The sequence below is a fragment of the Legionella gresilensis genome, from assembly GCF_900639865.1.
Taxonomy (GTDB): domain Bacteria; phylum Pseudomonadota; class Gammaproteobacteria; order Legionellales; family Legionellaceae; genus Legionella_C; species Legionella_C gresilensis.
Map to the genome: position 1 here is coordinate 61,435 of NZ_CAAAHX010000007.1, position 26,109 is coordinate 87,543.

A 26,109-nucleotide genomic window follows, 5' to 3' on the forward strand; every position below is an offset into this window, starting at 1 on the left:
ATAATGTCTTTAAATAACTATTCAATAGGAATTTTTAGTTAAAATACTGTTGATATAGAATTTTTATCTCTTTAGCATCTGGTAAAATCTGGCCAGAAACGGCCGCATCCTTAAATGCGGTTGCATGGTTTATAAGAATAGTCTTATGCTTTTCACAGGAAATATGAGTACAAACATTATGGATTATCTTTAACATATGCATAGTTGCGTTCCTATCTTTGCATATATATGAGCGTGTTCGGCAAAAGGTTAGATCACAAAGTTCCTCAAAATAGATGGGTGATGCAATGACTCTTAATTGATTATCTGTATCATAGCGATAACTAGATGGTGGCTTTGCCTTTGAGACTTTTTGTAAGGTAAGCTCTAGCCAATTCATACAGGTCATAGCAGTAAAGGGATCATTCATACTGGGTGATAAGGCTCGAGCAATAATTTCGACCAATTCATTGACTAAAAAGAGAATGTCTTGTTCTTGATTGCGCTCGTGACCAAATATAAAAGCCTTAATGCATTTATTTTTGATGTCCTTAGTAAGTTCTTCTGAAGAGTAAATGGTAAACATAGTGTCATTTTCAGTTATGTAGTCGCCAGGCCTTGCGTTGATTTTAATAATAAAATCATGTTTGCACGCAATACTTAGCAATGAGTTGCCATCTATAATTCGCATGTAACCATGCTGAGTTGCGCTAACGGTACTCTTAAATTTACTTAAACTTAAGGCATGTTCCTGACTAGGTCCATCTTTTCCAATGTTAATAGGGAATAAACAGTCAACCTGTCTAAATAACTCTTCGCCTACCTTACCTACTACGTTAGACACGTTAATGCTTTGTGGAATGTGGTGAATAAAATAAATGAGAATGCCTACACTACATAGAGTCAAAATAATAGCAACAAGTAATGAGATTTGCGGTAAGAAAGGCTTTGTACTTATCCCGCTGGCGCCACTGTCATTGAGATTGAAAAGAGCGAGAAGGATAAACAAACAAAAAAGAAACGTTGCAATGAATGTTCCTAAAGTGACTTGATTTGCTCTGTCTCGCATAAAATTTGCTATGAGACGAGGTCCAATCTGGCTCGCTGCAAATGAGACAGCTACAATGGTCATCGAAAAAACAACACCTGCTACGGTTATTACTGATGTAGCAATCGTTGATAAGATAGCACTTGCTCTATCAGGTTTGCTTGTTTGAAACCAACCAAGGTTAACAAGCCACTGAGGAACGAATGTTTGATCAAGGTAAACCGTAAAAATAGAAAGTAAGAGTGATGCAATCGCCATGATTAGTGGTATATACCAGTAACTCGCATGCAATCTTGCTAAAAGGTTTAATAATTTTGCGCCCACTACATTCATTCCTTTGTTATTTTAATGTAAGTAAGATTCATTATGGCTTAAGGGCCTTTTACTAAGATGCTACTCTTTATTATTTTAGCACTTAAGAACCCAACTTCCCCTGTAATCATTTTATAAGTAAATCAGAGCCCATCTCTTATATTTAATCTTCATTTAAGTAAGTTTGTTTAACGACGACACTGATGACAGCAAGTAAGGGTGTGGCTAGGGCTAAGCTTAGGATGCCAACCAATAACGACATGATAAGTTGCATAAAAACAATTAATGCAGGCGGTAAGGAAATTGATTTTTGTTGAATAAGGGGCGTAATTAAGTAACTCTCAATCGTTTGAATTGCCAAATATAACAGTACAACGTAAAGTCCAAATATTGGGCTCTTTAATAATGCAAGTAGTATAGCTGGAACAGCAGCGATAATAGGGCCGATATTGGGAATAAAAGAGAGAAGGGCGGCTAAGAGTGCAAGAGTGAATGCAAGTGGGATATCTAAAATCCAAAGTCCAATCCAAGTAAGCAGGCCAATAATAAGCATGGAGAAAGCTTTACCAGCTAGCCAAAGTTGTAAAGTTTGGGTTGTATCATTCAGTACCTCTCTTACTTTATTTTGCTTTTGTTTTGGAAATAATTTGATTAGTCCATTCGTGTAAATCTCAGGTTGATAAGCTAAAGCAATACCAAAAAACAAAATAACAAACATAGTTCTTGCTTTAATTTGGTTAATTTTAATTATTATTGAGCTGACTTTAGGCTTAAATAAGCCTCTAGAGACATTTAGCTTCACGATTTGGCTTATTTTTATTTTTGATTTTATTATTAGACTATTATTGTCACCTTCTAAGCTTAAGTATTTAGAAAGAAATTGGCTGGCTTTGTTTGTATTATTTTTTTCCTGTTTTTCGCTTATTTCGCTTGTTTTCATTTATGCGGGCAACGCGAAGCTTGTATTTATTTAAGGTGTTCTCCTCCATGCGCTATAGCATGCGCCTTCTTGGGTTTACGTTAGGTCGGCAAGGTTTTTTCTATATTATTAGTTTAACCATTCTAGTCACCTTGGTTGGCGCAGCAGGCATTTATGCTTTTGAAGGGGTCTTTGCTAATTATGGTGAAGCGCTTTGGTTGGCTGCTATGATGATAACAACCATGGGCTCGGATTTCTGGCCAAAGACAGTTGAAGGGCGCATTCTTTGCTTAGGGTTAGCTATATATGGGTTTGCCATTTTTGGTTATATTACAGCTGTTGTTGCCAGTTTTCTAATTGGTAAAGAAGCTAAAGATAAGGCAAATCAAGCCAAAATTTTACATGCAATAGAAGAACTTAAACAGGAAATTAAAGTTCCTAAAGATAAGTAATAATTAAATTTAAGAAAAAAGATAAGAAAAAGTCGATTTATAAAAGTATAGTTATCTTTTAATAATTTCTGTTTTTTCAATCTCTTAATTTAGTTTGACCTTGCTACCAATTTAGCTATGGTTAAATTATCGAATTAAATAATATTAATAATTATCTTGCTTCATCCGTACTAAAAATTAGTCAATTTTCCCTAAATTATTTAATTTAGTTGATAAACTATTTACTAAAGTTCACTGACTCTTAAGTTTCATTAGGAGGCATTAGAAGAGCTGTAGAAAAACAGGATAGGATTGAAAAAGTTGGAGGTCATTAATGATAATTAATCTTGCTTAAATTTTTCTACTTACTTGAATCTAACCAGCGTTGATTTGATTAAATATTAATTTAAATACAAATATCTAAATAGTTAATTATTTCAACGGTTGTTTAACTTTGAAAGGGTGGAAGTTTATTTAGATAACATGTAAATGGATCCTGAGGGAATTAATGAATATAGATAATTTTCATTCTATACTAGTCTTTATACAAGAAGGCATTTCTCTATGCGGTGTCTTGGTTATTTTAATAGGTGTATTAATCGCTTTAGGGCGTTACATTTATTATGTGTTTTACTCCTTAACTAATAGTAAATTTGCACTCAATATTAATATAATATTAGATTAAGCCTAGGCCGCGTATTGACACTTGGTTTAGAATTTATTGTTGCAGCAGATCTTATAAGTACTATAACAGCACCTGATTACTATACAATAGGTATTGTTGCTATTATTGTGTTAATTAGGACTGTTCTAACCTATGCCCTAAATCATGAAATAAATTCTATTAGTAAGAAAGAAGAAAGCATATGTAAGCATTAATGACTTAATAATATTTAATTCTATGAGATGAACTTGAAGATTAATATCTTTCTCAAGCATTTTCAGTCACTATTGTCTTAGCTAAGTTTGTCTCAAACGTTTGCTTATCTATCTCTCTGGGTTAAACAAAATTCCAATTTCTAAGTGAGATGGTTATATTTATATTAATTTACACCATACTTAATTGTTCTTGTTTCTTAGTTGCCTGATAGGAAATACATGACTGAATACAGGTTGCCCATCTTTCAAGTGCATCTTTTCTTTGAGGTAGCATTTCGTTCTTGTTATAAGTAGCCATAATTTTAGGCATTTTATGACCTAAGCATTTTTCAATTACGACAGGATGAATATGTAGCGTTTCTTTAAGCTGAGTTGCAAATGTCCGCCTTAAATCATGAGCAGTCCACTCTGGAATACATATTTTTGCCTGAATACGTCTAGTTGCTCTTGGGAGCGCATTTTCATCAAGCGGCTTACCTTCAACTATGCCTGAAAGCACAAAAGGAGAATCACTAATTTCTCTAAGCTCATTAAAAATAGATTTTGTTAGATCAGTTAAATGAATTTTAACGGTGATTCCACCTTTATTATGTTCAGGCAGTACTATCCAAAGGGAATTGGCGAAATCAATTTGGCTCCACTGAGCTAACCGTATTTCAGCTGTTCTGACCCCTGTAAGAATAATTATTTTTATGGCACTTCTAGTTTGAATTGACATCTGGCATTGTGAGCTATCTAAAAAATGCCAAATTTTTTTAATTTCCTCTAAGCTAAGATAGCGCTCCCGATGTTTTTCTAACCCGCCAATATCGCAAGCACGAATATTAGAAGCAGGGTTTGTTTGCATGCTTCCTCTACCGACTACGTAATTGAAGACTTGCTTTAATGTACTTAAGACTCGGTTTGCTTGAATTGGGGCACCGCGTTTAACAATAATGTCTAATGCATTAGATATATCCAAGGGCTGCAATTTATTTAAACTAAAATGGCCAAATAAAGAAATAATATCAGCTTCAATTTGTTGTTTTATTTGTAGAGGTTTTTTGCGGTTTTTGACTACGTAGTGGTTATACCAATCATTAATTAGTTTCTCTACATTATAAGCATCTTTTAACTTTTCTAGCCTACTATGTTCAATAGGATTAATTCCTTGTTCTTTTAATCCTTGCATAGTAAACAGAAGTTCTCTAGCTTGTTTGAGGCTAAGAGCAGGGTACTTACCTAAAGTCATTTTTTGGCGCTTACCATTTATAATAAAACGATAAATTCAAGACTTACTACCGCTTGGCATAACTCTGATTCCAAGCCCACTTGATTCTATTTTTTCATGCCAGTTACTCTCATGCTTGAGATTTTTAATAAAGCTATCGATAAATTTCATAATCATCCCTAATGCTTTTGGTACCAATTTTGGTACCGGTAATTATGTTTATTTATGATATCAGATGAAATAAAATGAAATTTATAGAATGGATAAAAACCTTATTAAATAAGGGATTGTCCTATTATTTGATATTTTTTGATAATATTTGATATTGATAAAAAATAGTCTCGTAATCAATAGGCCAGCGGTTCGATTCCGCTCAACGACATAAGGCTGGTAAGGGTTTAATTCTGATGGTTAAATTTTTGTACTTATTTGGGTACATTTGTTAAATAGTAGTAGGATCTTGCTTTTTCCTAATTAAGAATGCTTTAAATTTTCTTTAAATTAAAAACTATTGGGTAAATTCAAATTTAATAAGTAAATTAGAGTTTTCTGCTAAATTTTGAAAAATATATTTTTTCAATAGAAATTTTGATTTAATTCATTAAGGGATTAAGATTTTTAATGAAATTATGATCTGTATGCTTGTAAATTATATACTTCCGATAGCTATATGGGTTTTCTGATGGATAAATATTTCTTTTTATCGAACATTGGATATTGTCTTGATGAGCTAATACTTGGTTTACATGAGTACTAATTTCATTATGTAGTTTTAATTCCTCTAATTTGAATGACTTAACTAGGTGTTTCTCTAAGAGCTGAATGATTTCATTTAGTAAGCCCCAAATAATTTTTATCTGATTAATGATTTCCTCTCTTTCATTAGCCCGATCGTAAAGAATAAAAGTCTTTTCCTCCTTAAATTCATTTAAATCCTTTATATCAGCCATTGCATTCCTTTTTTACTTAATTAACGCGAGTATAGTTGTTTTATAAATGCTATAAATAATGGACATAAAAAGCTCCCTAAAGAGGGGTTTAATACCTTAAAACATATACTTCACCATTTGCTTAAACCGAGTAATAATCACTAGGGATTTAAGAGTGTATATGTACTATAATTAGTTATCAGACTGTATAAACATTTTCATGTTTCTTAGAACTTGTAACCACATTATACCTTCTTAGATCTCCTTAACTTTTAAAGCGCTTTTTAGGCAGCTTTTATCCCCTTCGTTGGAGAATGAAGATGTTTACCTATACCGCGACTGTTTATTTTGGTCCTCATATAATTAATACCAAATCTAGTGATAATCTTGATGCGCTCTTTATTTGGATGCTTACTGAAGGAGACAAAAACTTTGGTGAGGCTAGTGGCCAAATAATCAATAACTTAAACCTTGAAGTAGTAAAGCAATTTAAGAAAACTTCTTATTAAATTGAGCCTAAGCTAATTTGTAGCAAATATCACTTTATTCACTTTTTATACTAATTATTCGCATTCGCGATTTGTTGGGCTGCATTTTGGTTAGCTCAGCCTACTCTTGCTTTTACTACTTGAGAATAAGTTCAATAAATTAATATCATGCGCTTATAAATGAGAGTTAAAGAGGATAAATAATGCAAGAATCAATCGTTAATTTACTGGTTAAACAGGAAAAGAAGCTACTGGATAGAACAGATTCTTTAGAAGAACTCGCTAATCTTATTGATGATGAATTTATAGAAATTGGTAGTAGCGCGGATTTATATGATAAAGCTGAAGTAATACGATGGCTTAAAAGCATAAATCAACCCCAATATAGTGGATATTCATTCAAAGCTAAGGCACTGTCTGAGAATATTATCTTATTAACCTATATTAGCTCAGTTAAAGATACTGCCGACGCTATGAATAAGCAAGCTATTAGGTCTTCTATTTGGAGATTGCAAGATAAGCAATGGCGTATGATTTTTCATCAAGGCACACCACTAAAATAAAAATAGTTCTAATCCTTTTACTTTGATTATATTTTAATAACCTTATCATAGATCATTTTAGCGAACGGAGGTTGGGCTAAGCATAGCGGCCCAACAATTTCAGTCATCAAGTTTAGAGCATTGAAGATTCGTTAGGCTGCACTTCGTTTAGCCTAACTTACTCTTATTTTTAAAAGCTTTTCGTAAAGACTAAATAGGATACCTCCCTTACAACTTACTGATAATCAAATATGCTTTTATCAAAATTTACAACTTCTTGATTTAAATCCTCTTCAGGAGTAAATAGTGAATAAGCGAAGTTAGGATATTTAGATAGTGAAGTATTGGGAGTTTTTTCCCCTCGACTAGCTGTATCAGTTTTACTATATTTATTACTTGCGCTTTCTTTTTCTGGTTCTACACGCCTCTTATGGCTAGTACGTTCTAAATCAACCATTTCTGGCAAATAATAAAGGGTATTGCTAAAAGCCGTTGGTCTAGAAGGCGCTCGCCAAGTGGTTTGCTCAGCATCATGATTAATTGCATAATTATCTGGCTGTTGCCTCACTCCAGTAACAGGTCTCATTAGATGAGCCATACTCGTTTGATAAGAATTTGGCGCTCTATTTTGGCTACTCGTAGTGTATCTAGATGAAACCTGAGGATTCTCATAAGAGACTGCTCTACTTAATTGAGCAGTTTGTATCATTTTTTTCTCCCAATAATTTATAAAAAGTATTTCTAAATGGTCCATAACTTTTTCTAAATCATTATCGATAAGCGCGGGCGTAAAATAATATAAAATCATTTGGTCTAATTCGTCTTTTCTCTTACCTAAAGTTGTTAAAATATCTTGCCCAGGATATCTTTGTAAATAAGCCTTAAATTCTTTAAAAGCTTCTGGATTTATGGATTTAACTGTTGGGTAAATATCAAGCAAATTGGAAATTGTTTTCTCTACAGATGTATTTTTGTGTGCTAACATAACTACTCCTAAAAATGCAATTTTGAGAGTTACATTATATCATTTTGTTTACAAATTAATCAATATGTTTAATAAATTACATGCTAGAGCTATTCTTACTTGCTTGCTAGATGAAAAATAAGTTGCTGTTTAAAGCAAGCTTAATTAGGTTTGAGGGTCTAGAGGAAATTCAAGAGTTTAGGGAGTAGGCTGAAGAGGTGATATATAGTTTATATGAGAAGATTCCATCGGCATATAAACCGGGAATGTAGTGTTAACACCCAATGATTTATTATTTGCAAAGCTAAAGAACAAGCATAGTACTGTTGAAGGCGTTAACTTATGTTCTCTATATTTCGGTTACTATCAACTAAAAGAGCAGTTTCCTTTGGCTGGATAGTTTTGCCTTTTTTCAATACTAGTAATTTATTTATTTCAACGCCTATAAATAATATTTGTGAAGAAAAATAAAACCAAATTAAAATAACAATTAAAGAACTGGCTGCGCCAAATATTGTGACTCTATTGCTGTGGTTAATATAATAACTGACAATAAATTTTCCTAAAGTAAATAAGATGGCTGTAATAAAAGCGCCTATCCATACGTCCTTCCAATCAAGAATAACGTCCGGTAATACCTTAAACAACATGGCAAAAAGCAAGGTAATGATGAGAAAAGAAATGATATAATCTAAGATCATGAAATTGTATACACTACCGCCGAACATCTTAACGAGCAAACTACTCATCGCAGCAAGACTGAAACTTAATATAATTGAGACTAATAGAAGAAAGGCGATCCCAAGAACCATACTAAAAGACAAGAAGCGGCCCTTAATTGTATTTAACCATCCTCTACCAGGTTTAGGCATAACTCCCCAAATTCTATTTAAGCCATTCTGAAGTTCAGCAAAAACCCTAGTGGTAGCAAAAATCAAGAAGAAAATCCCAATGATCTGAGGCATTTTGCTTTTACTAACCTCTTGGCTATTTTCTATCATGGTTTGAATTTGCGAAGCGACTTTTGTTCCTGCTAAATCAGAAATATGATCTAAAATACGGCCCTGGGCGGCAGCTTCGCCTAAGAAAAAGCCGATGAGAACTATACAAATAAGTAAGATGGGCGCCAATGAGAAAAGAGTATAGAAAGATAAGGCTGCAGCTAAGCTGGGTATTCTGTCTATACGCCACAGTTTAACTAACTCTTTAAGTGATTGCCAAGCGCTTCCAAGGTTCATAATATATTTCCATAATAGATGCTAACTATGTTAGACCAATTTATTAAATTTGCGAATCAATTAGTTGTGTGTGTTGATCAATTGTAGCAAGGCTATGTTTGTTGAACTAGATAAACCTTGATTTCGCTGCGCTGCATCAAGGCTACTTTTGGGGCAATTTATTACTAAAATTCGTCCATTATCAAATGGTTATATTTATGATCACTGGCTTTAAACGGCTTGACACTTACTATAGTCTAAAGCAGTAATCTTTACGAACTTTGCGAAGGCCTTTTTGATAACACTTAGGGAGAAAATAAATGAATAAGGGATTTTATGTAGGTTTATTGTTTTCTTCAATATCGTCATTATGGGCAGGTACTATGGGACCAGTACTTCCTGACACTCAGTGGTCAGGATTTTATGTTGGTGGTAATTTGGGTGGCATGTGGGCTTCATCAAAATGGATTTATCAAAACATCAATCCATACGACGCTTCAGGTCCAAGTGGTCCAATCATTGCCACAACCAATCGATTTGATATGTCAAATATATCCGGCGGCGCTCAAAGTGGCTTTAATTACCAGCTTAACCAATGGGTCATGGGTGCTGAGCTAGCTTATCTTTGGACTGACTTAAGTAAAACACAATCTAATGTAGCACAAGTCTTTTCTTCCCGCGGTTCACAACAAACAGTAAATACGAATATCAAAGGTTTTTTCTTAGCTTCCGGTAGAGTAGGTGCTTTAATTAATCCCGATTGGCTTGTATATGCAAAAGGCGGATATGCAAGGGCTACGATTAAAACGAGTGGAAGAACTCTACCTGCACTCCCGCCGCTTAATTTAAATTGGAACATGTCTAAGGAGCACAACGGCTGGGTAGCGGGCGGTGGCATTGAATATCAATTTATGAAAAATATAACCTTAGGCATTGAATATAATTACATTGGTTTAAGCAATAAATTACACACGGGCGCTGTTTCTGGTAGCGAGCTTATTGGTCCAAATAATCAGGTTATACATCGAGTCAATGCAAATACTCAAAATGTAATGGGACGTTTAAATATCTTATTTGGATGATAGCGCATCGTATTAAGGTTCTTATTCTAAAGCACTTATTTTAAATCTGAATGGGTATTTAAGGCGATTGCATATACCTATAGACCACAACATACATGATTTGCACGGCATTGGTGATAATAATCATGATAAAAAATAATAAGTGTGCAATACTGTAGGCTGTAACTTGCATTTCATAGAGCAAGCCGCACCAGCCTGCAAAAAAGTGACAAATAAAATAAATGACGGATATATTATTTACATTTTTTGATTTGATAGTTAGCCAAGTCTGCGGTAAACATCGTAATGCGCCTAATATGAAACCTAAGTAACTTAATGTAATAATAAATTCACTCATTGTTCCCCTTGTTTTGCATATCGCTTTATAACAATAAACGAGATAAAAAATAATAGACCTATAGTTAAAAAAGGAAAAACCATAATATAGCGTTCAAAGTAAATGTCATAAATGATAAACAACAACGATTGAGTTGAACCCATCAACATCATTACCGGTGACACACCTTGCGAGTTTTTATTTTTAATAATTTTAACAAGAAGTGGCAAAAAAGAAGCGGTTAATAAAACTGTTGCTACTATAAGTAATAGATTAGTACTCATTAGATGACCCTTAAAGCAGCCTGCTCAGTTGGAATACTCAATGTTAAGGACAAGCGAATCAAATTATTAACAATATTTTCTAAGTTAGTGAATTTTTCTTTGATTTTTACCGTATTAATTATTTTATTACCTAATTCGTTAAGAACTAATATCAGCCCGCCGCTATTAGAGATATAGTCCGGTACATATAAAATTCCCATCTCATGCAACTGTTCTCCTACCTTGTGGTCAGCAAGCTGCTTATTTGCGCCACCACAAATTACTTTACATTTCAACTCTCTAATATTATTGTGATGAATAACATTGCCATAAGCGCAAGGGCATAAAAAATCTACTTCAAGTTGATGAATAACGTCTGGTTCAACAATGTTGATGTTTGGAAACTTTTTTTTATAATCATTCACTTTGCTATTATCAACATCGGTAACAAAAATTTTGCCGCCTTCTTGATAAATTCGCTCTAATAAATGGCCACCAACTTTACCTAGCCCTTGAATGGCAAACTTTTTTCCCGCCAACTCCGGATTAGAAAATATAAAATGAGCGGCACTCTTAATAGCAATCAAAATTCCTTCTGCCGTATAAAAAGAAGGATCAGCATGATAGCCGATAACATAAGGCGTCATTTGACTAATGAATTTTATATCCGTACAAGTTAAGCCCACATCAGTACCCGTTACAAATTGCCCTTTAAGTTCATTGAGTATTTTAGCATATCCCTTAAGCCACTTTTCCCTTTCAGCAGATAAGTGATTCTCAATAATACAGGCTTTTGCTGAGCCGTATTGCTGATAACCGCAGGCTTTAAGTTTATATGACATGTTTTGCGAGAGTTGTAAGACATCATTCAAAGCTTCGGGTTCGGTTTTATAATTTCTTACCCGTGTGGCGCCAACAGCCATTTGCGGCGTTTGCGTGTGAATAGCTAAATAGCCACATAATCCTACCTTCTCATCTGTAAAACGATAAACACAGACATGATTATTAAAATTGCTATTATTCATTAATAGATTATTTTTGATGCGTTCAATAGTCATCTAAACACAACTGTTCAAAACTTGTCTTTCAAGTTTAGCACTTTTTTGTACACTATTTTTTATCGAATATATAGTTTTTGATTTTTGATATGGCTAACCAATATAATAAATAACTATTAATCAAAAGCTTAGCTTCTTATAATATCTAGTTTATTACTTTAAAATGGAAAAAATTTATGCCTAAAATTTATTTAGCTGGCCCAATGGTATTCGCGCCCAACGCGCAAGAATTTTTCGCCAAAATGAAAGAGATTTGTCAAAACTATGAGTTGGAAGGTGTTTCTCCCTTTGATGGCCAAATTAGCATAAAAAACAAGCAAACTGGCAAAGCTTTAACATTAGAAATTGTTAAAGCAGATTTTGAATTAATGGACCAATTAGATGGTGCAATCTTTTGCTTTGACTCGTTTAGACGATCAACTGAAATGGATCCCGGTACTGCTGTTGAGATTGGTTACATGAAAGCGCAAAATAAACCGATTAATGGTTGGACGACTGATAAAAGAGAATACCCGCAAAAAGTAAACGATTTCTTTAACCAAATATATCATCTTCAAATTGAAAGCAATGGATTATCTAATCAATTACCTTCATCTGGTTTACAACGTGATCCAGACGGCATTTTAGTTCATTCAGAAGGAATGTATCAAAATGGCATGACTCAAGGAGCAATTGAATTAGCTGGCGGTCAGGTGTTTTATTCGCAAAATTGGGAAGAAGCCTTTCGTTTAGCAGCAGAAGCAATAGCTCAGCAATTTAAGCTAGATCTAAACCACAGCGTTTCGCAACAACCTTATCGAATATTAATCGAGAAAGGTTTTCACCAGAAAAAAAGGGAAGAAAGTAAAGATATTAATCATGAAGATAAGAAACACTTTTCTAGTATCAATTGATAAATTTTAGTGGCCTTGATTACGCTGCGCTGTATCAAGGCTATGTCTGCTTTTTCGAATAAATAACAGGACATTAAACTCAAATAAATTCTTTAATATTTTTGAAAAATTGCTCAGGAATATTATGGTTCTTATGAACTTGATTAAACTGCTCTTCAATTAAATCCCAATTTTTATCATCAGTCATGACTTCCCTTTTAAAAATCTCGAGCATCTTTCCTTGCAACCCCTTTTCAACACACTTTTTCATAAATAATTGACATTCTTCAATGTTGCCTATGCATTCAAAAGAGCGATGTCCCTCTATCCCAGTCATATTTTTATAATGAATGAAAAGATCTTCATCATCAAAGGGATTGGTTCCAAATATTGCATCTACTAAGGATTTGTCAAAATGAGCAAGATAGCCTAACCAAACATACGCGCATTTAGGACATTTTTTACACCAAGGTTTATCTATATTGCATGAATGAGAATTTTTAATGAATTGAGGGTAATTTGCAAGATGACTAAAAATTCTATAATCGTAGATAGGTTTTAAAATACTAAAAAATTTAAAATCGCTGATAAGAAATTGAGTAATAAACTCTTGGAAAAATAGCTCGGCTTCTAAACTTTTTACCCACTGGTGGTTAACCACTCCCTGTATACCTTCCCAGTATAGATTTCCGGTATCAGAACTTTTTTCATTAGCAAAACATAAAGCAGATTGGTGATGGAACAACATGACAGGCAGTGCTTCAAAAAGACACTCAGGAATACCTAGAGTAAATGAACCTTTTAAATGAGGATAATACAATTGCATAAATGGACTTTCTGTAAAGTCATCATAAACAGATACTTTATGGCAACCAAATGGTGATGTGTGTTGCAATAATTTAGCGCACAGCTCATGTTGATACTGCGATCGGCCATATTCTGGTCTAGTCCATTGATAGACAGAGTATTTAAGCTGAGATTGCTCAAGCAGCTTCATTGCTAGAAAGCTATCTTTACCCCCGCCATTTCCCACTAAAATTGTATTGGAGCTGTTTAAAGATTGTCGATGTTGAGAATTTTGAATAGAAAGGGTGGCGCTATTACCAGACAATAACTCGCCATGAACAAAAATTGGCTTATATTCGTTACCAATTCCATTTTCATATTTACATTGAGCATAAGCATGTTGAAAAGTTTGTAAGAAAAAATCTAATGATGCTTGAGAAAGATGTCCTGAGATAAAACTAAAGTCTATTTTAGCTGGAAATAAAGAACAATATTTAAATGTTTCCGAAAGCGCAATATGGGCATATATTTTTTTAATTAATACCTCATTATAGCGTTCACTTAATTGAAATAAATCTACATCAGGATAATAAACTTTTGTCTGAAAAGTGTAATCATCCACTTGATGTGTTATTTCTAAATGAAATTGAAAAATTTTTAAATCAACTAATTTTACAAGTTTGGGAAATAGATTTTTTAAAGACAAGTTAGCTTTTAATCATAAATATAAATAACAAAATTCAAAATATTGGACAGAATACATTTGATTAACAAAGCCCGAATGGTGGTTTACACGCTAATTTAATTTTATTAAGCTGATTATCAGTTATTAAAATTGGTTTGAAACGACTTTGCTCAATAGGGAAATCCCATTCATGACCCATTACAATTCCTGCAGCTAACCGGCCAATCTCATCTGAACCGCGTGCGCCATGGCCATTACCACCAACAACTACATTTAAACTACTGTCTTCATTAATTTGACCAATGTATGGATAATGGATTGGCGTTTTTTCAATAACACAACAAGCTTCTTTAATTGATTTAGGTTTGATGTTAGGTAACAGTATTTGTTGCATCTGCAATAAAAAATCTCGTTGTTGGGTCGTAATCTGTTGTTGGATATACCACTTTCTCATCTGCTCAAGTGAGTCTAAGTGTTCAACTATTGGCTGCATACCTGGTCCAATACGGATATAGTATTTATCATCTGGATATTTTACTGGGGGAAGTAAATAAATTGACATATTTTTATTACCGGTATCCTCAGGATCAACGGTAATAATAGTAGGCATTTTTTTAAGGCTCTCGACTTCTTCAAGCCCAACTTCAAATAGAAGATTTGGTTCTGTAAATGAATGTAATTCGAGTTTATAACCTGGTGGTAAAATTTCATTATGATTTATAAATGCACCAGCTGCGATGAGTATTTTTTTTGTATAAACGGTTTGTATTTTACCATTTAAGGTGACATCTAATTGCCATAAATTAGATGGCTTATTTTTTTTCACATGAGTTACTGTACCTCTGATAAGATTTCCACCATTACGCTGAAAAAGAGAAAGCTGGGCTTTGACTAATTTTCTGGGATTTAAATAACCAGCCATTTGATCTTCATACAGACCTTCTACGCCGCCAAGTATTTGCGGTATTTTGAGATAAGGCCAGTGATGCTCCATAGACTCAGTCGTCATTCTTTCAATGGGAATGTCATTTGCTTTACATTGATCTAACATTACTTCAGTGCGGCTACTTATTGATTTGGCCATTAAAATAAGAGAACCACACTCATAAAAAAATGGTATACCCGAAGCCTTTTCAATATCACGGTAGCGGTTTAAGGATTTCGAATCTGTTGCAGCCCAGACTTCGTCCCAACCTAGCCTTCGCGTTATCCTTGCCTGATCATAGTGTGCCCCAAATACTCTTTGAGAGGACGCAGCCAACTTATCGATAGGTTCTTCTGGGCCTATTAAAGCGATATTGGTTTGTTCGGCACTTAAGTATTTTGCAGCAGCTGAACCAAACATCCCAGCGCCTACAATTGTTACCTCGAAACATACCTGAGTCATACTATATTTAACCTGTTGTTTTTAAACTTATTGGCAAATAATTTTATTTATCAAATTTCTGCATAAGGGATTGTTATATTTGCAGGCCACGAAACCTGATCCAATTAGGTCTCGTGGCCTAATTCTTAGAGGGTACGCAGTGGATTAGCAAGCTCCATTATTTTATCATTCTTATCTTTATCAACAGGCAAAGGTAATATTCCTATACGTGATAAGATTGTTGCAGCCATGGCAGGGGCGCATGATGCAGTTCCTGAACCGCCATCTGTCATAATATAAGCGTTAGGAGCAACTTGGCCTTGAGCTGTGAATCCATCATAGGCGACAGCTCGGACAAGAGCGCGAGTTTTTACATGTTGGCTGGTTTTTAAGCTATCTAAATCATCAAATGTTAAAGTTTGCCCTTTAGTATTTTTTTTCAGTACATAGCTGAGTAAATCGGGAAAAACCTTATTAATAGCATTTAATTGTAATAGATTACGATTTCGTGCAAATACGCCTTCTGGATCAGGCATAATATCCCCATACAAGCTTTTAGTGCCTGCAGCACCAATAGACATTGATTTGCCATCGGCTCGAGCCTGCACAGCAAGCACTACACCTGTGGAGTGCATTTCTCCACCAAAATCAATATTATTGTATTTTTGCAACAGTTCATCAGGAAGATCTTGAATTCCAAAAAGAAAAGAGGCGCCAGCAAACCCAATTGATGCGGGAACCGGTAACCCTAATGCAGGTAAGGTTGCAACATTTCCGCCCGGGCAAAAGAAATGAGAAACTTTTGAATATTGATGTCTTTCATTATCAGGACGAACGCGTTGTTGTTTTTGTTGATTTTGCCATACTAATCCATTTATCGCTTTTTCTTCATCGCGAAGTAAAGCAGTGACATTCCGGTCATAATGGGCTTGGAAACAAGGTTGCTCCTTGCCTTGTGAATTAATATAAGTACCCATTTCTTCGTTTAGATAGTCTTTTAATCCGCGTAAAAATTTTGCAGCATTAATAGAACCGCCGGGTCGAAGAATAGCAGCAGCAGAATTTTTCCAGACACGTTGTCCTTGGGTATTTAATTCAGAGTTTTCCTTACAAAAATCAATAAATCCGGGAACGTAAGCTTCTAACTCGTCAGGAGATAAAGGTTTAGTGTAAGTATAGCCATCCTGCTTAAAGGTATTACACATTTCTTCAACGGTTTTGTGAGCAACGCCTGGTTCCATGTCAAACATGACATCAGCCCTATATCCTTGATTAAATAAATTGCTTACATCTTGCGGATTACGGCAAGGGTGATAACTTGCATTTGCAAAAATAGTTTTGAGTTTTGGATTAAAGTTTGCAAGCATATCCCACATACCCATGCTCATTTTACCCATCTCAGATAAAGTGTCTTCACGCTCTAGTGCTTTTTTTACGGGCTCTTTCTCAAGTTTTGCAACAGCTTCCAAAAATTCTTGTGTGACTTGAGAATCATTTACCCCATCTACCTCAACACGAATACCGCCTTGATCAAAAGATTTATTAAATGCCTCAAGAAGCTCGTTTGGTGGCGGTAACACTGCTTTTATTTCTACATGGGTAAGGCTAAAGAAAAGATTTGCAGCTGGCGTATCTTCTAGATTGCTCAATTGATCATTAATAGTAATGCGAACTCGTTCTCCCTTTTTTTGAGCATCTAAATGAATTAAGAGAGCAATCACATAACCTGCAATTCCACCGCCAGTAATGGTATATTTTTTCTCAGGATAACTAGTTTGAGGCATCATTTTCTCGACATTGTGATCATAATTTTGGCGTGCCATTTTACATTAAATGAACATAAAGGTCGATGGATTGCTATATTTACTGTTATTTAGCTATATAATAATAAGTTTTTAAAACTAAAATTATATAGCTAACAAGTTAATTTAGTTATATAAGTTAAATGCCTATAACTTAACTTAGGTACGTAATAATAATTTCGCCATTAATTGCGGGGCAGACTCATCCAATAAATCCAAATCTTGCTTCGTGACAGGTGGAATATTTTTCTCACTAAAAAATAGTTGCATATTATTAGCAAATAAATGATTTGGTAAGTAAGGTTTTACATTTTGATCATGGCAATAAGGTTTCTTCCCTTTTACCGCTTCCTCATTAATTAATGCTCCTGCAACAGCTTGGCCAACTTTAAGAGCAGCTGCACAAGCATCAGGACCTTTAACCTCTGCTTCAAGTATATAGGGCTTACTTTGAATGGGTAATTCAGAAACTTGCTCTTTGTTATCTTTAAGCAAAATCTGTTTGATAGCTTCTGGGAGAATAATTTTAAATTGTTTCTCCACCTCGTTAAATTTATCACATAAAGAAAATAGTCTCTTACAATAATTTATAAGATCTTTTTGGCCTGGATGAATACCAAAACGAACCTGCATATGTGGATGTTCACCACGTTGTAATTCGCTTAATAATGCTTCAATAAATGCCGTATCAACATCAATAGGTTGTGAAGTACCGGAAAGAAAGATCAGTTCATCTGTCTCACTTAAAAGTAACTTTTGTCTTGTAGCTTGATTATCAATTGGTGGAATTGCTGTTAAAGCGCGATCAATACTTAAATGGCCAATCTCAGCAACGTTTGCACTCGCATTAATAGCTAAAATGTCAGCACTTGCTGCTTTTAAAGGTGTTGCAAACTGACAATTTGGTAGTGTTGCTAAGGTATTAATATATTTTTCCCAAAATGGATGGTTTTTGGGTTTAAACATATATTCATAAGCAATGGTGCAGGGAATAAAAGGTGAAATATTTTTAACTAGCTGGTAGGCACTTTCGTCATCAACAGCAGAGGGAACACCTAAATAGCAATTAGTAATATTTCTAGCTGTAACAAACTCTTTAACTCTTATAAGTTCATCTTGGCTTAAGCGATTATAGGTAATACTAGGCTTTCCTGTGATTGTATCAAGGATAGCTAGATGTAATTTATCTTCAAATGATAAATCTTTGATGCGATCTTGGGCTACTAACGTTAACGGTATGACATACAAATCATCACTGAAACCTGTATTCTGTAAGTACTCAATAGTTTTTTTGGCTAAATCACTATCACCAATACTGCTAATAAAAAATGCTAAGGCCATTTTTATACTCTCTATTTTTAAAATGTTGATCGACAGTCAATTGAACTAAATCTATAACTTTTGATAATAACTATGCAGCCTAGGAAATAAATTTCATTGTTGAATAAATTTGGCCGAATTCTATATTAAATGATCTTATAGAGCAAATTTTAACTAATTTGAAAGTTTTTATCTTTCGGCGTGTTTGAAAATGTCCCTAGTTAGAACAGTCTTAATGCAGCATAAGTATAATCAAGGTTTTTATTCTTCGAAACCAAAATTATTACTAAGTTAAGTATCGAATTAACCCAACTTAGGCTTGCTATTTTCAATTATTTGAGTGATTAATTGGCTAAATGTTGAAGTAACAATGTTGCAGCTGCTAGTTCTTCTATTTTTTCTTCAAATTTAACTCTAGCTTAATTTAAAGACTCAAGGCTACGTTGTTACGTTATTGCAACATAGTAGGGCCAAAAGGAGGACTTGCATTCACCAGAACGCCATTACGTGCTTTTATATTTACCTTAGAAAACGTTATGCCATCTTTTTGGGCTTCTAATATATAATCTCCTGGCGGAATATTAGGAAATGCGATACCACCATCGAGTGATGTCGCTTTTAACTTCCTGGAAAATGGGTTTGTTTTTTGGGTAATCGGTAGAATACCAAAATAAAAGGGTTTTGCATTTATAGCTGGAGATAAAGTGACTTTAACACCTTCAATACCTTGTGGAAGGTCATCTAACGTTTTATTAGGAGGCGTAATAGTTGCCGCAATCTGGCACGCGTTGGGATCTTCCTTAATTCCCATAGCTAAAGAAAAAAACTTATAAGCAATATTTGAGGGTACTTGAAATGAAATATTTTTTAAAAAATTAGTATTGTTAATTCCTTCCGGTGGAACAATTAAGGTTGCCGTCTGTGTAGTTTTATATCCTGACCAAAAAGTCCCTGGCTTTTCAAATACTAAAGTAAGTGGTTGTCCAACAGGCCATTCAAAAGGTCCAAATAGTCCCTTAGAGTCAGTTTTAAATTTTAAAGTTTCATCTTCGAGGACGGTTATTGTTGCATCAGCAATTGGTTTCTCTGATAAAAATGAACGTGCAAAGCCAGATATTAAGACTGTAGGATTTTTTATATCACTTTGCATAAATTAATTCCCTTTAAAATTATATATACAAAATTAGTGTAGCAAACAAATAAAAAAAGAGAGTAAGTTATTTAATCTTTAGGATAGTATAGGGTTCTTAACCTTAATAAGGTATAACTTAATCAAAGTTTCTATTATCCTTGGTAAGGATTATTTTACTCTTATAACCACAGCCATTTTGATTTGTGACTTAGCAGTTGTTTTTTCTTAACAAATCGATTTCAATTAATCACTATAGTTATTAACCGTAATAACCTAACAAATTAGCAATCTCAATAGTGTATTTGAAGTTACAAGCACTATCGGCGGACATATTCCAGTTAAATAAGCCCGCTAAATTTAAGTAGGGCGGTATATCTGGATGGCAATTTTCAGTATCAATTCCATTAGCGATTTTTGGAGTAGGGTACCCAATTCTAATTAGGCTTTTTAAAAAGTCTTGCCCAAAGGTTTCACTGCCATTGAAATAAGTCTGAATATTAATAAGATCAAAATTGAAGGCATTTTTGGCATTAACTTGTGTGTAATTAAGTCCGCCCCGCTGAGGATTATTACCTGCAGGTGTAATAGTTAAATAATAGGGTTTGCCATCTTGCAACGATGCAAAATTTAATGCATTTCTTAAATTGGTGATGACGCTATCAAAATTTATCTGAGTAATAACACCGGTGGTTCCACCAATCTCCTCATCATCAATATCTAGTCCATCTAACTGATGTGTACGAATGAACTGAATGACACTTGGGATAAAAATATTGGCTTGGTTAATATAATCTTGATTGATAAAAGTCCAATCATTCTTGCCCCATCCTAAAGAAATTAATAATTTTATTGCCGGATTAGCTGTGCGAGCAATTTGCGATAAACGGTTGATTCGTTGAGCCTGCTCATTTTGACCAGCTTCATAGGTTAATAATGCGCCATTAGCAAAAGGGTAAACATGGGCAAAAGCAATAAAAATAGTATTGATACGGTTAAAAGGCATACCTAGATTAGGTTCAATCCATTGGCCGGGGCCGGAATTATAAATAGGGTAGAAGGTACCAGCGTAAGGCAAAGAAAAAGTAGGTTTTGGTAGATTTGGATTCACAATAAGAGTTACACGATTATTTGATACCGGTATTGAGCATACAGCTTTGTTAAGGGCACAAACACGAGGCGTTAAGTTTACAAATAAGGCTTGATTTGTACTTTGTATATTTATAGTAAATTTACAACTTGCCTGAGGTCTGAGCTGTTTACATTGATTATTACTAAATGATAAAAATAAACCAGTGTTTATGTTGCCATAATTAGGATCGATAGAAAACGAATTTAGTGTTTTCGTTGTATTATTCTTAACGATATAGCTTAAGGAAGTTATACTGTTTCCGGAAAGAGCAATGGGGTAACTACTTGTTGGAACAATTTCTAGAATGGAAGCTGCATATACGCTACTAAAAAGCGAAATTAATATCGTGAGAAAAACGTTAATCCATTTTTTCATGCAATTTACCTTAAAATCTAGCTTTCAGTGAAAGAAACATTTAGTTCGACAGCAATGCTTTGCGTAGAAAGATTCTTAATTTGCAAAGAAGAGCTGGATAATTGTTGAGCTAGCTTACCTTTACCTAAATTAAAATAGCGATAACTTAGTGAAGTAAAATAATTAATGTGATGAGATTTATCATTAAATAAACTATAAGTTAATCCTAATCCTAATTCGTAGGAAAAATCTTGTTGAGTTTTATTAGTAAAAGGTGTGGAAGTTGCTGCACTTAAGGCAGGATTGGTAGGGTATTCGCGATAATGATAGAAATGATTCCAAGACTTACCAATGCCAACTACCGCAAAAGGTTGCCAATTGACTAAAGCAGTGTAGGCTAAACGGGACTCAATTAGTAGAAGTTTATTTTTTACATGAAAATGATAATTTAAGGTATCAAATAGGCCTTCATTAAAAAATGGGTACTCAATACCCCATATTTTGCCTAGCGCTAATGAATAACTGGCAATGCCCAAAGATAGCGCGGTATCATGAGAAGAGTTTGTAAATGTTTGATTAAAGCCACCACCCCAAAAACCATGCGACTGGTATTTATTCTTTGTTTGGTATTTATTAATTACGTCACTATTTATTTCTACTAAATCATTGGTGCTTAGTTTTGCAGCAGTAATTCCGCCAGCAATAAAAAAGTTAAACTGATTAGCATAGAGAAAGGAAGGAAAGAAAAAAATCAAAAAAAATAAATTCTTCAAAATAAATCCATTTAAACAGTAAGAATAAAATTGCAAAAATTTTAGCGGCTGCTTCTTGCTAGTTTATGAATTTATTAGTAAAAATCAACTCTTTTATATCAAATTAGGTGAAATCACTATTACACATGTTTACAATATTTTAATGAGAGAGGGTAGCCTCGACACAGCGCAGCGTATTCATGGTTCATTAATTTTATGTTTTATTTTCTTTACTTGCTGAATTTATATTTCTCTATGCATAAATAAAAGAATCTATTTAGAAAATTAAAAAATTAACCACCTAATTTTTGTTTAGCTTTTTTTAATCCTTCAAAAATGGGTTCTGAAATATTTTTTGGAAATGTTGTAGGTAGATTGTTTGCAACAGTCTCAATAAGCCTTTCTGTTTTAGATAACATCTCATCAAGTATATCTTCAGCTCTTGCAACAGAATAATTCACCCATTTTGCGGTTTCTAGAAAATGTCTGTGTTGCATAGTACACCAATGATAATGACTATTTTTACTTTTTAAAGCCATAGCCATTTTGATTTTTTGACTCTGTAGTTGTTTTTTCTTAATAAGGGGATAAGCTGATAGGATGTCATACAAGGGTGTTAAGTGGTATTTTCCTTCAGGCTCAATAAATAAACTGAAATTTTTAGCATGCCCGTCGATACCAGCAATTAACCAAAAAAAGATTTGACTCCTATAGAACATATCTCGGTCTTCAATTGTATTTTTAGATCCTAACAATAATTGCATAATATCTTTAATACCGGGACCGCCATCGGATTGATATTTTAAGTTATATGAAACACCTAGTGCTTGACACAGATCTTCTTGCGGTAAGCGCATTAACCAGTTTTTATCACTTGATAGACGTCGGTCAAAGCGTTTGACTGACAAAACTTTTATATTTTCAAAATAAAGAATTTCACAATCTGCCGCGGGTATACCATACGCTTTAGCAAGGAGAGAACATAACCATTCATTTTCGCAGCTATCGCTTAAGTCCATTTGTTGATGTGCAATAAAACCAATAGGCAACTTAAAAATATGAGTCGTGGGTGTCTCTTGCAGGGGCTCACACCAATAACCTTTATGATATAAAAATGCCATTTTTTCTTGAGCGCCAGCGATAGAGATACGAAAATCATCATCTTCACGACTCATACCTAGAGGATTTAACTGATAGTTACGTAGAAGTGCTGCAATTTTGTGTTCAGTAAGGCGTTTATATTTAATTTTTTTTTCAAACTCTGGGATAGGACCTGCAATTAATTGGATAGCTCCTACGCAGTCTCTCCCAATACATGATAATAAATCGAAAGGTTGGTTAGTGGGTATTTGAAAGCGAGCTTGAATACGAGCACGTATCTGCTGGTTATCTGGGAGAAGATTATCAAAAAAATTATAAACAAGATCCCCCTTATAGGTTTGCTCAACAAGGGGTAAAGATAATGAAATGGGCCGTGCGCCTGGTTGTGCTAACCAATCTTTATGGTAGGAAAACGCTAAAGTACCGTGAGATGTTTTTTCAAGTTCTCCCACTAAAAGCCCATTCATTAAAACATGAAGGCGTTGAAATTTCTTTACCATTCCTCTTTCCATTGGTTTGTAATTTCAGTGAGATCTTTTTTTGCAATGAATTTAATATCTACTTCAAGCGCTGATAAAATTCGAAATAAGGTACTTAATTTTATATTTTCTGAATCATTTTCTATGGCAGAAATAGTTTTCTGCTTTAAACCAACTAAATTAGCTACTTCCTGTTGACTTAATTTAAGTTTCTTGCGTTGATTTTTTATAAAGATAGCTAATTCACGAGGAGAATGTATAAGCATGTGCACCTCATAATTAAGTTATACCTTATGGGGGATATTAAAAATCTTATACCTTAAAGGGTATAATGTCAATATTATACCTCATAGGGTATAAAAATTTATACCCTTAAATTATAAAATAAGATCTACTAATTTTTAATTTGATAATCAGAATTTTGTTTTAAATTTAGCAATGAAAGAAAATATAAAAGTTCAATAACAGCTAAAAAGGTGCCCTCCAAATTTTTTGGATGGCACCTGATTTAATTAATTTAAAACTATCTAGAAGTACGAGGATTAAATCTAAACTTTATTCTAAATTTAGGGGAGCAAACCTATAATAAATTATCCATTTAAAGAATGGGCTTTATTTAGCCATAATTCTTCGTGATCAGGATAAAAACGCTTGATTTTATTTAATAGATAATCAAAATCTGCTTGAGTTAGATTGCTTAGTTTACGATAAATTTTCACTCTAACATGATTATCCAATTCGTATTTATCATTAATTAATTGATAATGGGCACCAATATTTTTTCCACTTAATATATCTTTAGCTAAAATACCTATCATACGCTGATGCTTAGGGTCTAAGTGATATTGTACTGGGTCACCTACAACAACAATATCCGCCTCAAAAAATCGATATGGAAAACCACTTATTTCATCAACATGATAGGTATTTAACATGGCAGGAACTGGATTTCTTGACTCTGGCGCAAAAGCATTTTTAAAGATTTCATCGCTCATTATAAATGAGCTAGCTAAGACGTATATTTTTTCATTTTCTTTTACTAAATTATTAAGCTTATAGTCTATTTGTTTTATAGTTTCGATATCATTACGAACACGAGATGTTTGGTAATGTGTAGATAAAAATTTACTATTAAGTTGATGAAAATAGTTACTAATAAAATTAAAAGTTAATAAGCTAATTACAACTAATAAATATAAAAATTTATATAAATTTTTTTGTAATTTAATGTAGGGAATAAAAATTCCCAATGCTAAAAATATTAGAATTTGACTACAAAACAAATATTGATGATGCCATCCCAACGATTCCATTCGATTAAATAGAATCCAGATTAAGCTCAGTTGAATTAATGTAAAAATCGTCAAATATCTACTTTTATAATAGATACAACCAAATATCACTCCTACAAGAGCTAATAAAAAGAGCCCTATGCCAAAATAATTAAATGAACCTACTAAATTAAACAGTAAGCCGCCAAGCTTATAGGCTGAATGAGTAAAATTATAATCATTAAATACCGATCTAGCCAAAAATGGATAAAAAAAACATAGCAAAATTAAAAAACAAAATGAGCCAATAAAAGATATATTTATTAAATAATTTTTTAAATGTACCCAGGTATAATTTTTTTCAATAAAAAATTTAATAAAATTAGTTACTGTCAAAGCTATAAAAAATGTTTCAAACCAGAAACCATACCAACGCCTTGAAAAGATTAAAAACAACAATAAACAACTTAAAGCGATATTTCTTATTAGGTTAAATTTAATAAGCTCATCATGATAAATAATAAATAGAATTAGAGAAATAAAGAACAATCCTACGGAATCTAAATATCCATACAATAATGGATTAAACATCGGAGGGAACAGTGCTAATACAAAGAAAATATTATATAGTTTTATGTTTTTTTCAGTTGTTTCTCTAATAATAGTTTGAATCAAAATAGCTAATACAAAAAAACAAGGAATAATAAAAATATTTAAGATGGATAACACATAACTTAAATAACTTGCTCCTAACAACTTGACGGGTAAGGACAGAAATATTGAAGGCGTTATATTATAAACATCGTATTGGATACTATGATACCATTGCTTCAGAGTTGAGCTTAAGTTACTAAAAATCAGATTCGAGGTATCTTCTGTAATATTCCAGTAGGCTCGAAAGTCCCAATAATATATGTATTTTTCTTTAATAATAATAGAATATACAAAGGCATTAATTAATGTAATTATTAAAAAAATTATATTTATTTCATTTCGTTTTAAAATCTGATTTTTCAGAACATAATAATAAGAAAATGCATATAAAATTAGATAAATTGAGAGACAGAAGAATAAGCCAGTAAAACCAATTATATATCCAACTGATAAAACCAACGAAATTAAGAGTAATCCAGTAAATATTGAATCCGTTTCAAAAAATTGGGTTAATTTATTCATTTGAGCCTATCCATTTCATCAATTAATTTACATTGATTGCTTTTTTGCGCTATTAAAAAGGGATACATTATAAATTAAATGTTTATTTTAATAAATTAGTTTTCCTTTAAATGATATTGACTGCGCGAAGGAGTTGGAATCGACTTAGTCACTTAAATGGGTTGCATCCTGTAATAAATAGAGCAAAACTTATCATCTTATAATCCAAATGCTAGTTATAATGAAGGGAAATCTTTTTAAAATTAAT

24 protein-coding genes and 1 pseudogene are annotated in these 26,109 nt (G+C 33.3%); 6 read left to right on the plus strand and 19 right to left on the minus strand.

The window, feature by feature from the left end; all coding sequences use genetic code 11:
* Window positions 1-34: 34 nt before the first annotated feature.
* Together E1P04_RS10235 and E1P04_RS10240 are read right to left on the minus strand one after the other, a co-directional pair.
* A complete protein-coding gene (locus E1P04_RS10235; protein ID WP_165482743.1) occupies window positions 35-1,351 on the minus strand; it encodes a DUF2254 domain-containing protein in 1,317 nt (438 codons plus the stop codon).
* A 151-nt stretch (window positions 1,352-1,502) separates the two neighbouring features.
* The gene (locus tag E1P04_RS10240) at window positions 1,503-2,279 is read right to left on the minus strand and encodes an AI-2E family transporter (RefSeq protein WP_131782815.1); all 777 of its coding nucleotides are present in this window, start codon (window positions 2,277-2,279) and stop codon (window positions 1,503-1,505) included.
* 47 nt (window positions 2,280-2,326) lie between these two features.
* Here E1P04_RS10240 and E1P04_RS10245 point away from each other — a divergent pair, with 47 nt between their 5' ends.
* Window positions 2,327-2,710 (plus strand): potassium channel family protein, encoded by a 384-nt coding sequence (locus E1P04_RS10245; RefSeq protein WP_165482744.1) that lies wholly within the window; start codon window positions 2,327-2,329, stop codon window positions 2,708-2,710.
* A gap of 678 nt (window positions 2,711-3,388) precedes the next feature.
* Window positions 3,389-3,568, plus strand: coding sequence for a DUF1622 domain-containing protein (locus E1P04_RS18060; protein ID WP_242604432.1), 180 nt, complete (start codon window positions 3,389-3,391; stop codon window positions 3,566-3,568).
* A 169-nt stretch (window positions 3,569-3,737) separates the two neighbouring features.
* Here E1P04_RS18060 and E1P04_RS10255 read toward each other — a convergent pair.
* Together E1P04_RS10255 and E1P04_RS10260 are read right to left on the minus strand one after the other, a co-directional pair.
* Window positions 3,738-4,949, minus strand: a pseudogene (locus tag E1P04_RS10255) (tyrosine-type recombinase/integrase).
* Window positions 4,950-5,371: 422 nt separating this feature from the next.
* Window positions 5,372-5,728, minus strand: coding sequence for a hypothetical protein (locus E1P04_RS10260; RefSeq protein WP_131782817.1), 357 nt, complete (start codon window positions 5,726-5,728; stop codon window positions 5,372-5,374).
* 299 nt (window positions 5,729-6,027) lie between these two features.
* Here E1P04_RS10260 and E1P04_RS10265 point away from each other — a divergent pair, with 299 nt between their 5' ends.
* Both E1P04_RS10265 and E1P04_RS10270 read left to right on the plus strand, forming a co-directional pair.
* On the plus strand, window positions 6,028-6,216 hold the full coding sequence (locus E1P04_RS10265) for a hypothetical protein (protein WP_131782818.1): 189 nt from the start codon (window positions 6,028-6,030) through the stop codon (window positions 6,214-6,216).
* Window positions 6,217-6,398: 182 nt separating this feature from the next.
* Window positions 6,399-6,758, plus strand: coding sequence for a nuclear transport factor 2 family protein (locus E1P04_RS10270; RefSeq protein ID WP_131782819.1), 360 nt, complete (start codon window positions 6,399-6,401; stop codon window positions 6,756-6,758).
* Between the two features lie 214 nt (window positions 6,759-6,972).
* On the opposite strand, the gene E1P04_RS10275 is transcribed toward E1P04_RS10270, so the two are convergent.
* The gene (locus E1P04_RS10275; protein WP_131782820.1) at window positions 6,973-7,722 is read right to left on the minus strand and encodes a hypothetical protein; all 750 of its coding nucleotides are present in this window, start codon (window positions 7,720-7,722) and stop codon (window positions 6,973-6,975) included.
* A gap of 314 nt (window positions 7,723-8,036) precedes the next feature.
* Window positions 8,037-8,939 (minus strand): YihY/virulence factor BrkB family protein, encoded by a 903-nt coding sequence (locus E1P04_RS10280; protein WP_131782821.1) that lies wholly within the window; start codon window positions 8,937-8,939, stop codon window positions 8,037-8,039.
* Between the two features lie 299 nt (window positions 8,940-9,238).
* Here E1P04_RS10280 and E1P04_RS10285 point away from each other — a divergent pair, with 299 nt between their 5' ends.
* The gene (locus tag E1P04_RS10285) at window positions 9,239-10,000 is read left to right on the plus strand and encodes an outer membrane protein (RefSeq protein ID WP_131782822.1); all 762 of its coding nucleotides are present in this window, start codon (window positions 9,239-9,241) and stop codon (window positions 9,998-10,000) included.
* 58 nt (window positions 10,001-10,058) lie between these two features.
* On the opposite strand, the gene E1P04_RS10290 is transcribed toward E1P04_RS10285, so the two are convergent.
* From E1P04_RS10290 to E1P04_RS10300, 3 genes are read right to left on the minus strand one after another with little or no spacing between them, the layout of a single operon-like run.
* A complete protein-coding gene (locus E1P04_RS10290) occupies window positions 10,059-10,337 on the minus strand; it encodes a PQ-loop domain-containing transporter (RefSeq protein WP_131782823.1) in 279 nt (92 codons plus the stop codon).
* The gene (locus tag E1P04_RS10295; protein ID WP_131782824.1) at window positions 10,334-10,600 is read right to left on the minus strand and encodes a SemiSWEET family transporter; all 267 of its coding nucleotides are present in this window, start codon (window positions 10,598-10,600) and stop codon (window positions 10,334-10,336) included. The genes E1P04_RS10290 and E1P04_RS10295 overlap by 4 nt, the downstream gene beginning before the upstream one ends.
* The gene (locus E1P04_RS10300) at window positions 10,600-11,637 is read right to left on the minus strand and encodes a Glu/Leu/Phe/Val dehydrogenase family protein (RefSeq protein ID WP_131782825.1); all 1,038 of its coding nucleotides are present in this window, start codon (window positions 11,635-11,637) and stop codon (window positions 10,600-10,602) included. Before E1P04_RS10300 ends, E1P04_RS10295 begins: the two co-directional genes overlap by 1 nt.
* A 176-nt stretch (window positions 11,638-11,813) precedes the next feature.
* On the opposite strand from E1P04_RS10300, the gene E1P04_RS10305 reads away from it, so the two are divergent.
* Window positions 11,814-12,530 carry a nucleoside 2-deoxyribosyltransferase gene (locus tag E1P04_RS10305; protein ID WP_131782826.1) on the plus strand — a complete coding sequence of 239 codons (717 nt, stop codon included), beginning with the start codon at window positions 11,814-11,816 and terminating at the stop codon, window positions 12,528-12,530.
* A gap of 79 nt (window positions 12,531-12,609) precedes the next feature.
* On the opposite strand, the gene E1P04_RS10310 is transcribed toward E1P04_RS10305, so the two are convergent.
* From E1P04_RS10310 to E1P04_RS10355, 10 genes are all read right to left on the minus strand, one after another.
* Window positions 12,610-14,001 (minus strand): MurL C-terminal domain-containing protein, encoded by a 1,392-nt coding sequence (locus E1P04_RS10310; RefSeq protein WP_131782827.1) that lies wholly within the window; start codon window positions 13,999-14,001, stop codon window positions 12,610-12,612.
* A gap of 61 nt (window positions 14,002-14,062) precedes the next feature.
* Entirely contained in the window at window positions 14,063-15,367 is a 1,305-nt protein-coding gene (locus tag E1P04_RS10315) for an NAD(P)/FAD-dependent oxidoreductase (RefSeq protein WP_131782828.1), read from the minus strand.
* A gap of 125 nt (window positions 15,368-15,492) precedes the next feature.
* Window positions 15,493-17,133, minus strand: coding sequence for a hypothetical protein (locus E1P04_RS10320; RefSeq protein WP_165482745.1), 1,641 nt, complete (start codon window positions 17,131-17,133; stop codon window positions 15,493-15,495).
* Between the two features lie 174 nt (window positions 17,134-17,307).
* Window positions 17,308-18,489, minus strand: a complete 1,182-nt coding sequence (locus E1P04_RS10325; RefSeq protein WP_131782830.1) for a hypothetical protein — start codon at window positions 18,487-18,489, stop codon at window positions 17,308-17,310.
* Between the two features lie 430 nt (window positions 18,490-18,919).
* On the minus strand, window positions 18,920-19,618 hold the full coding sequence (locus E1P04_RS10330) for a carboxypeptidase regulatory-like domain-containing protein (protein WP_242604434.1): 699 nt from the start codon (window positions 19,616-19,618) through the stop codon (window positions 18,920-18,922).
* 241 nt (window positions 19,619-19,859) lie between these two features.
* A complete protein-coding gene (locus tag E1P04_RS10335) occupies window positions 19,860-21,104 on the minus strand; it encodes a glycoside hydrolase family 18 protein (protein ID WP_131782831.1) in 1,245 nt (414 codons plus the stop codon).
* 17 nt (window positions 21,105-21,121) lie between these two features.
* Complete coding sequence (locus tag E1P04_RS10340) at window positions 21,122-21,856, minus strand: hypothetical protein (protein ID WP_131782832.1); 735 nt, start codon at window positions 21,854-21,856, stop codon at window positions 21,122-21,124.
* 272 nt (window positions 21,857-22,128) lie between these two features.
* Window positions 22,129-23,436 (minus strand): type II toxin-antitoxin system HipA family toxin, encoded by a 1,308-nt coding sequence (locus E1P04_RS10345; protein ID WP_131782833.1) that lies wholly within the window; start codon window positions 23,434-23,436, stop codon window positions 22,129-22,131.
* A complete protein-coding gene (locus E1P04_RS10350; RefSeq protein ID WP_131782834.1) occupies window positions 23,430-23,681 on the minus strand; it encodes a helix-turn-helix domain-containing protein in 252 nt (83 codons plus the stop codon). The genes E1P04_RS10345 and E1P04_RS10350 overlap by 7 nt, the downstream gene beginning before the upstream one ends.
* Before the next feature lie 324 nt (window positions 23,682-24,005).
* On the minus strand, window positions 24,006-25,862 hold the full coding sequence (locus tag E1P04_RS10355; protein ID WP_131782835.1) for a hypothetical protein: 1,857 nt from the start codon (window positions 25,860-25,862) through the stop codon (window positions 24,006-24,008).
* Window positions 25,863-26,109 lie beyond the last annotated feature (247 nt).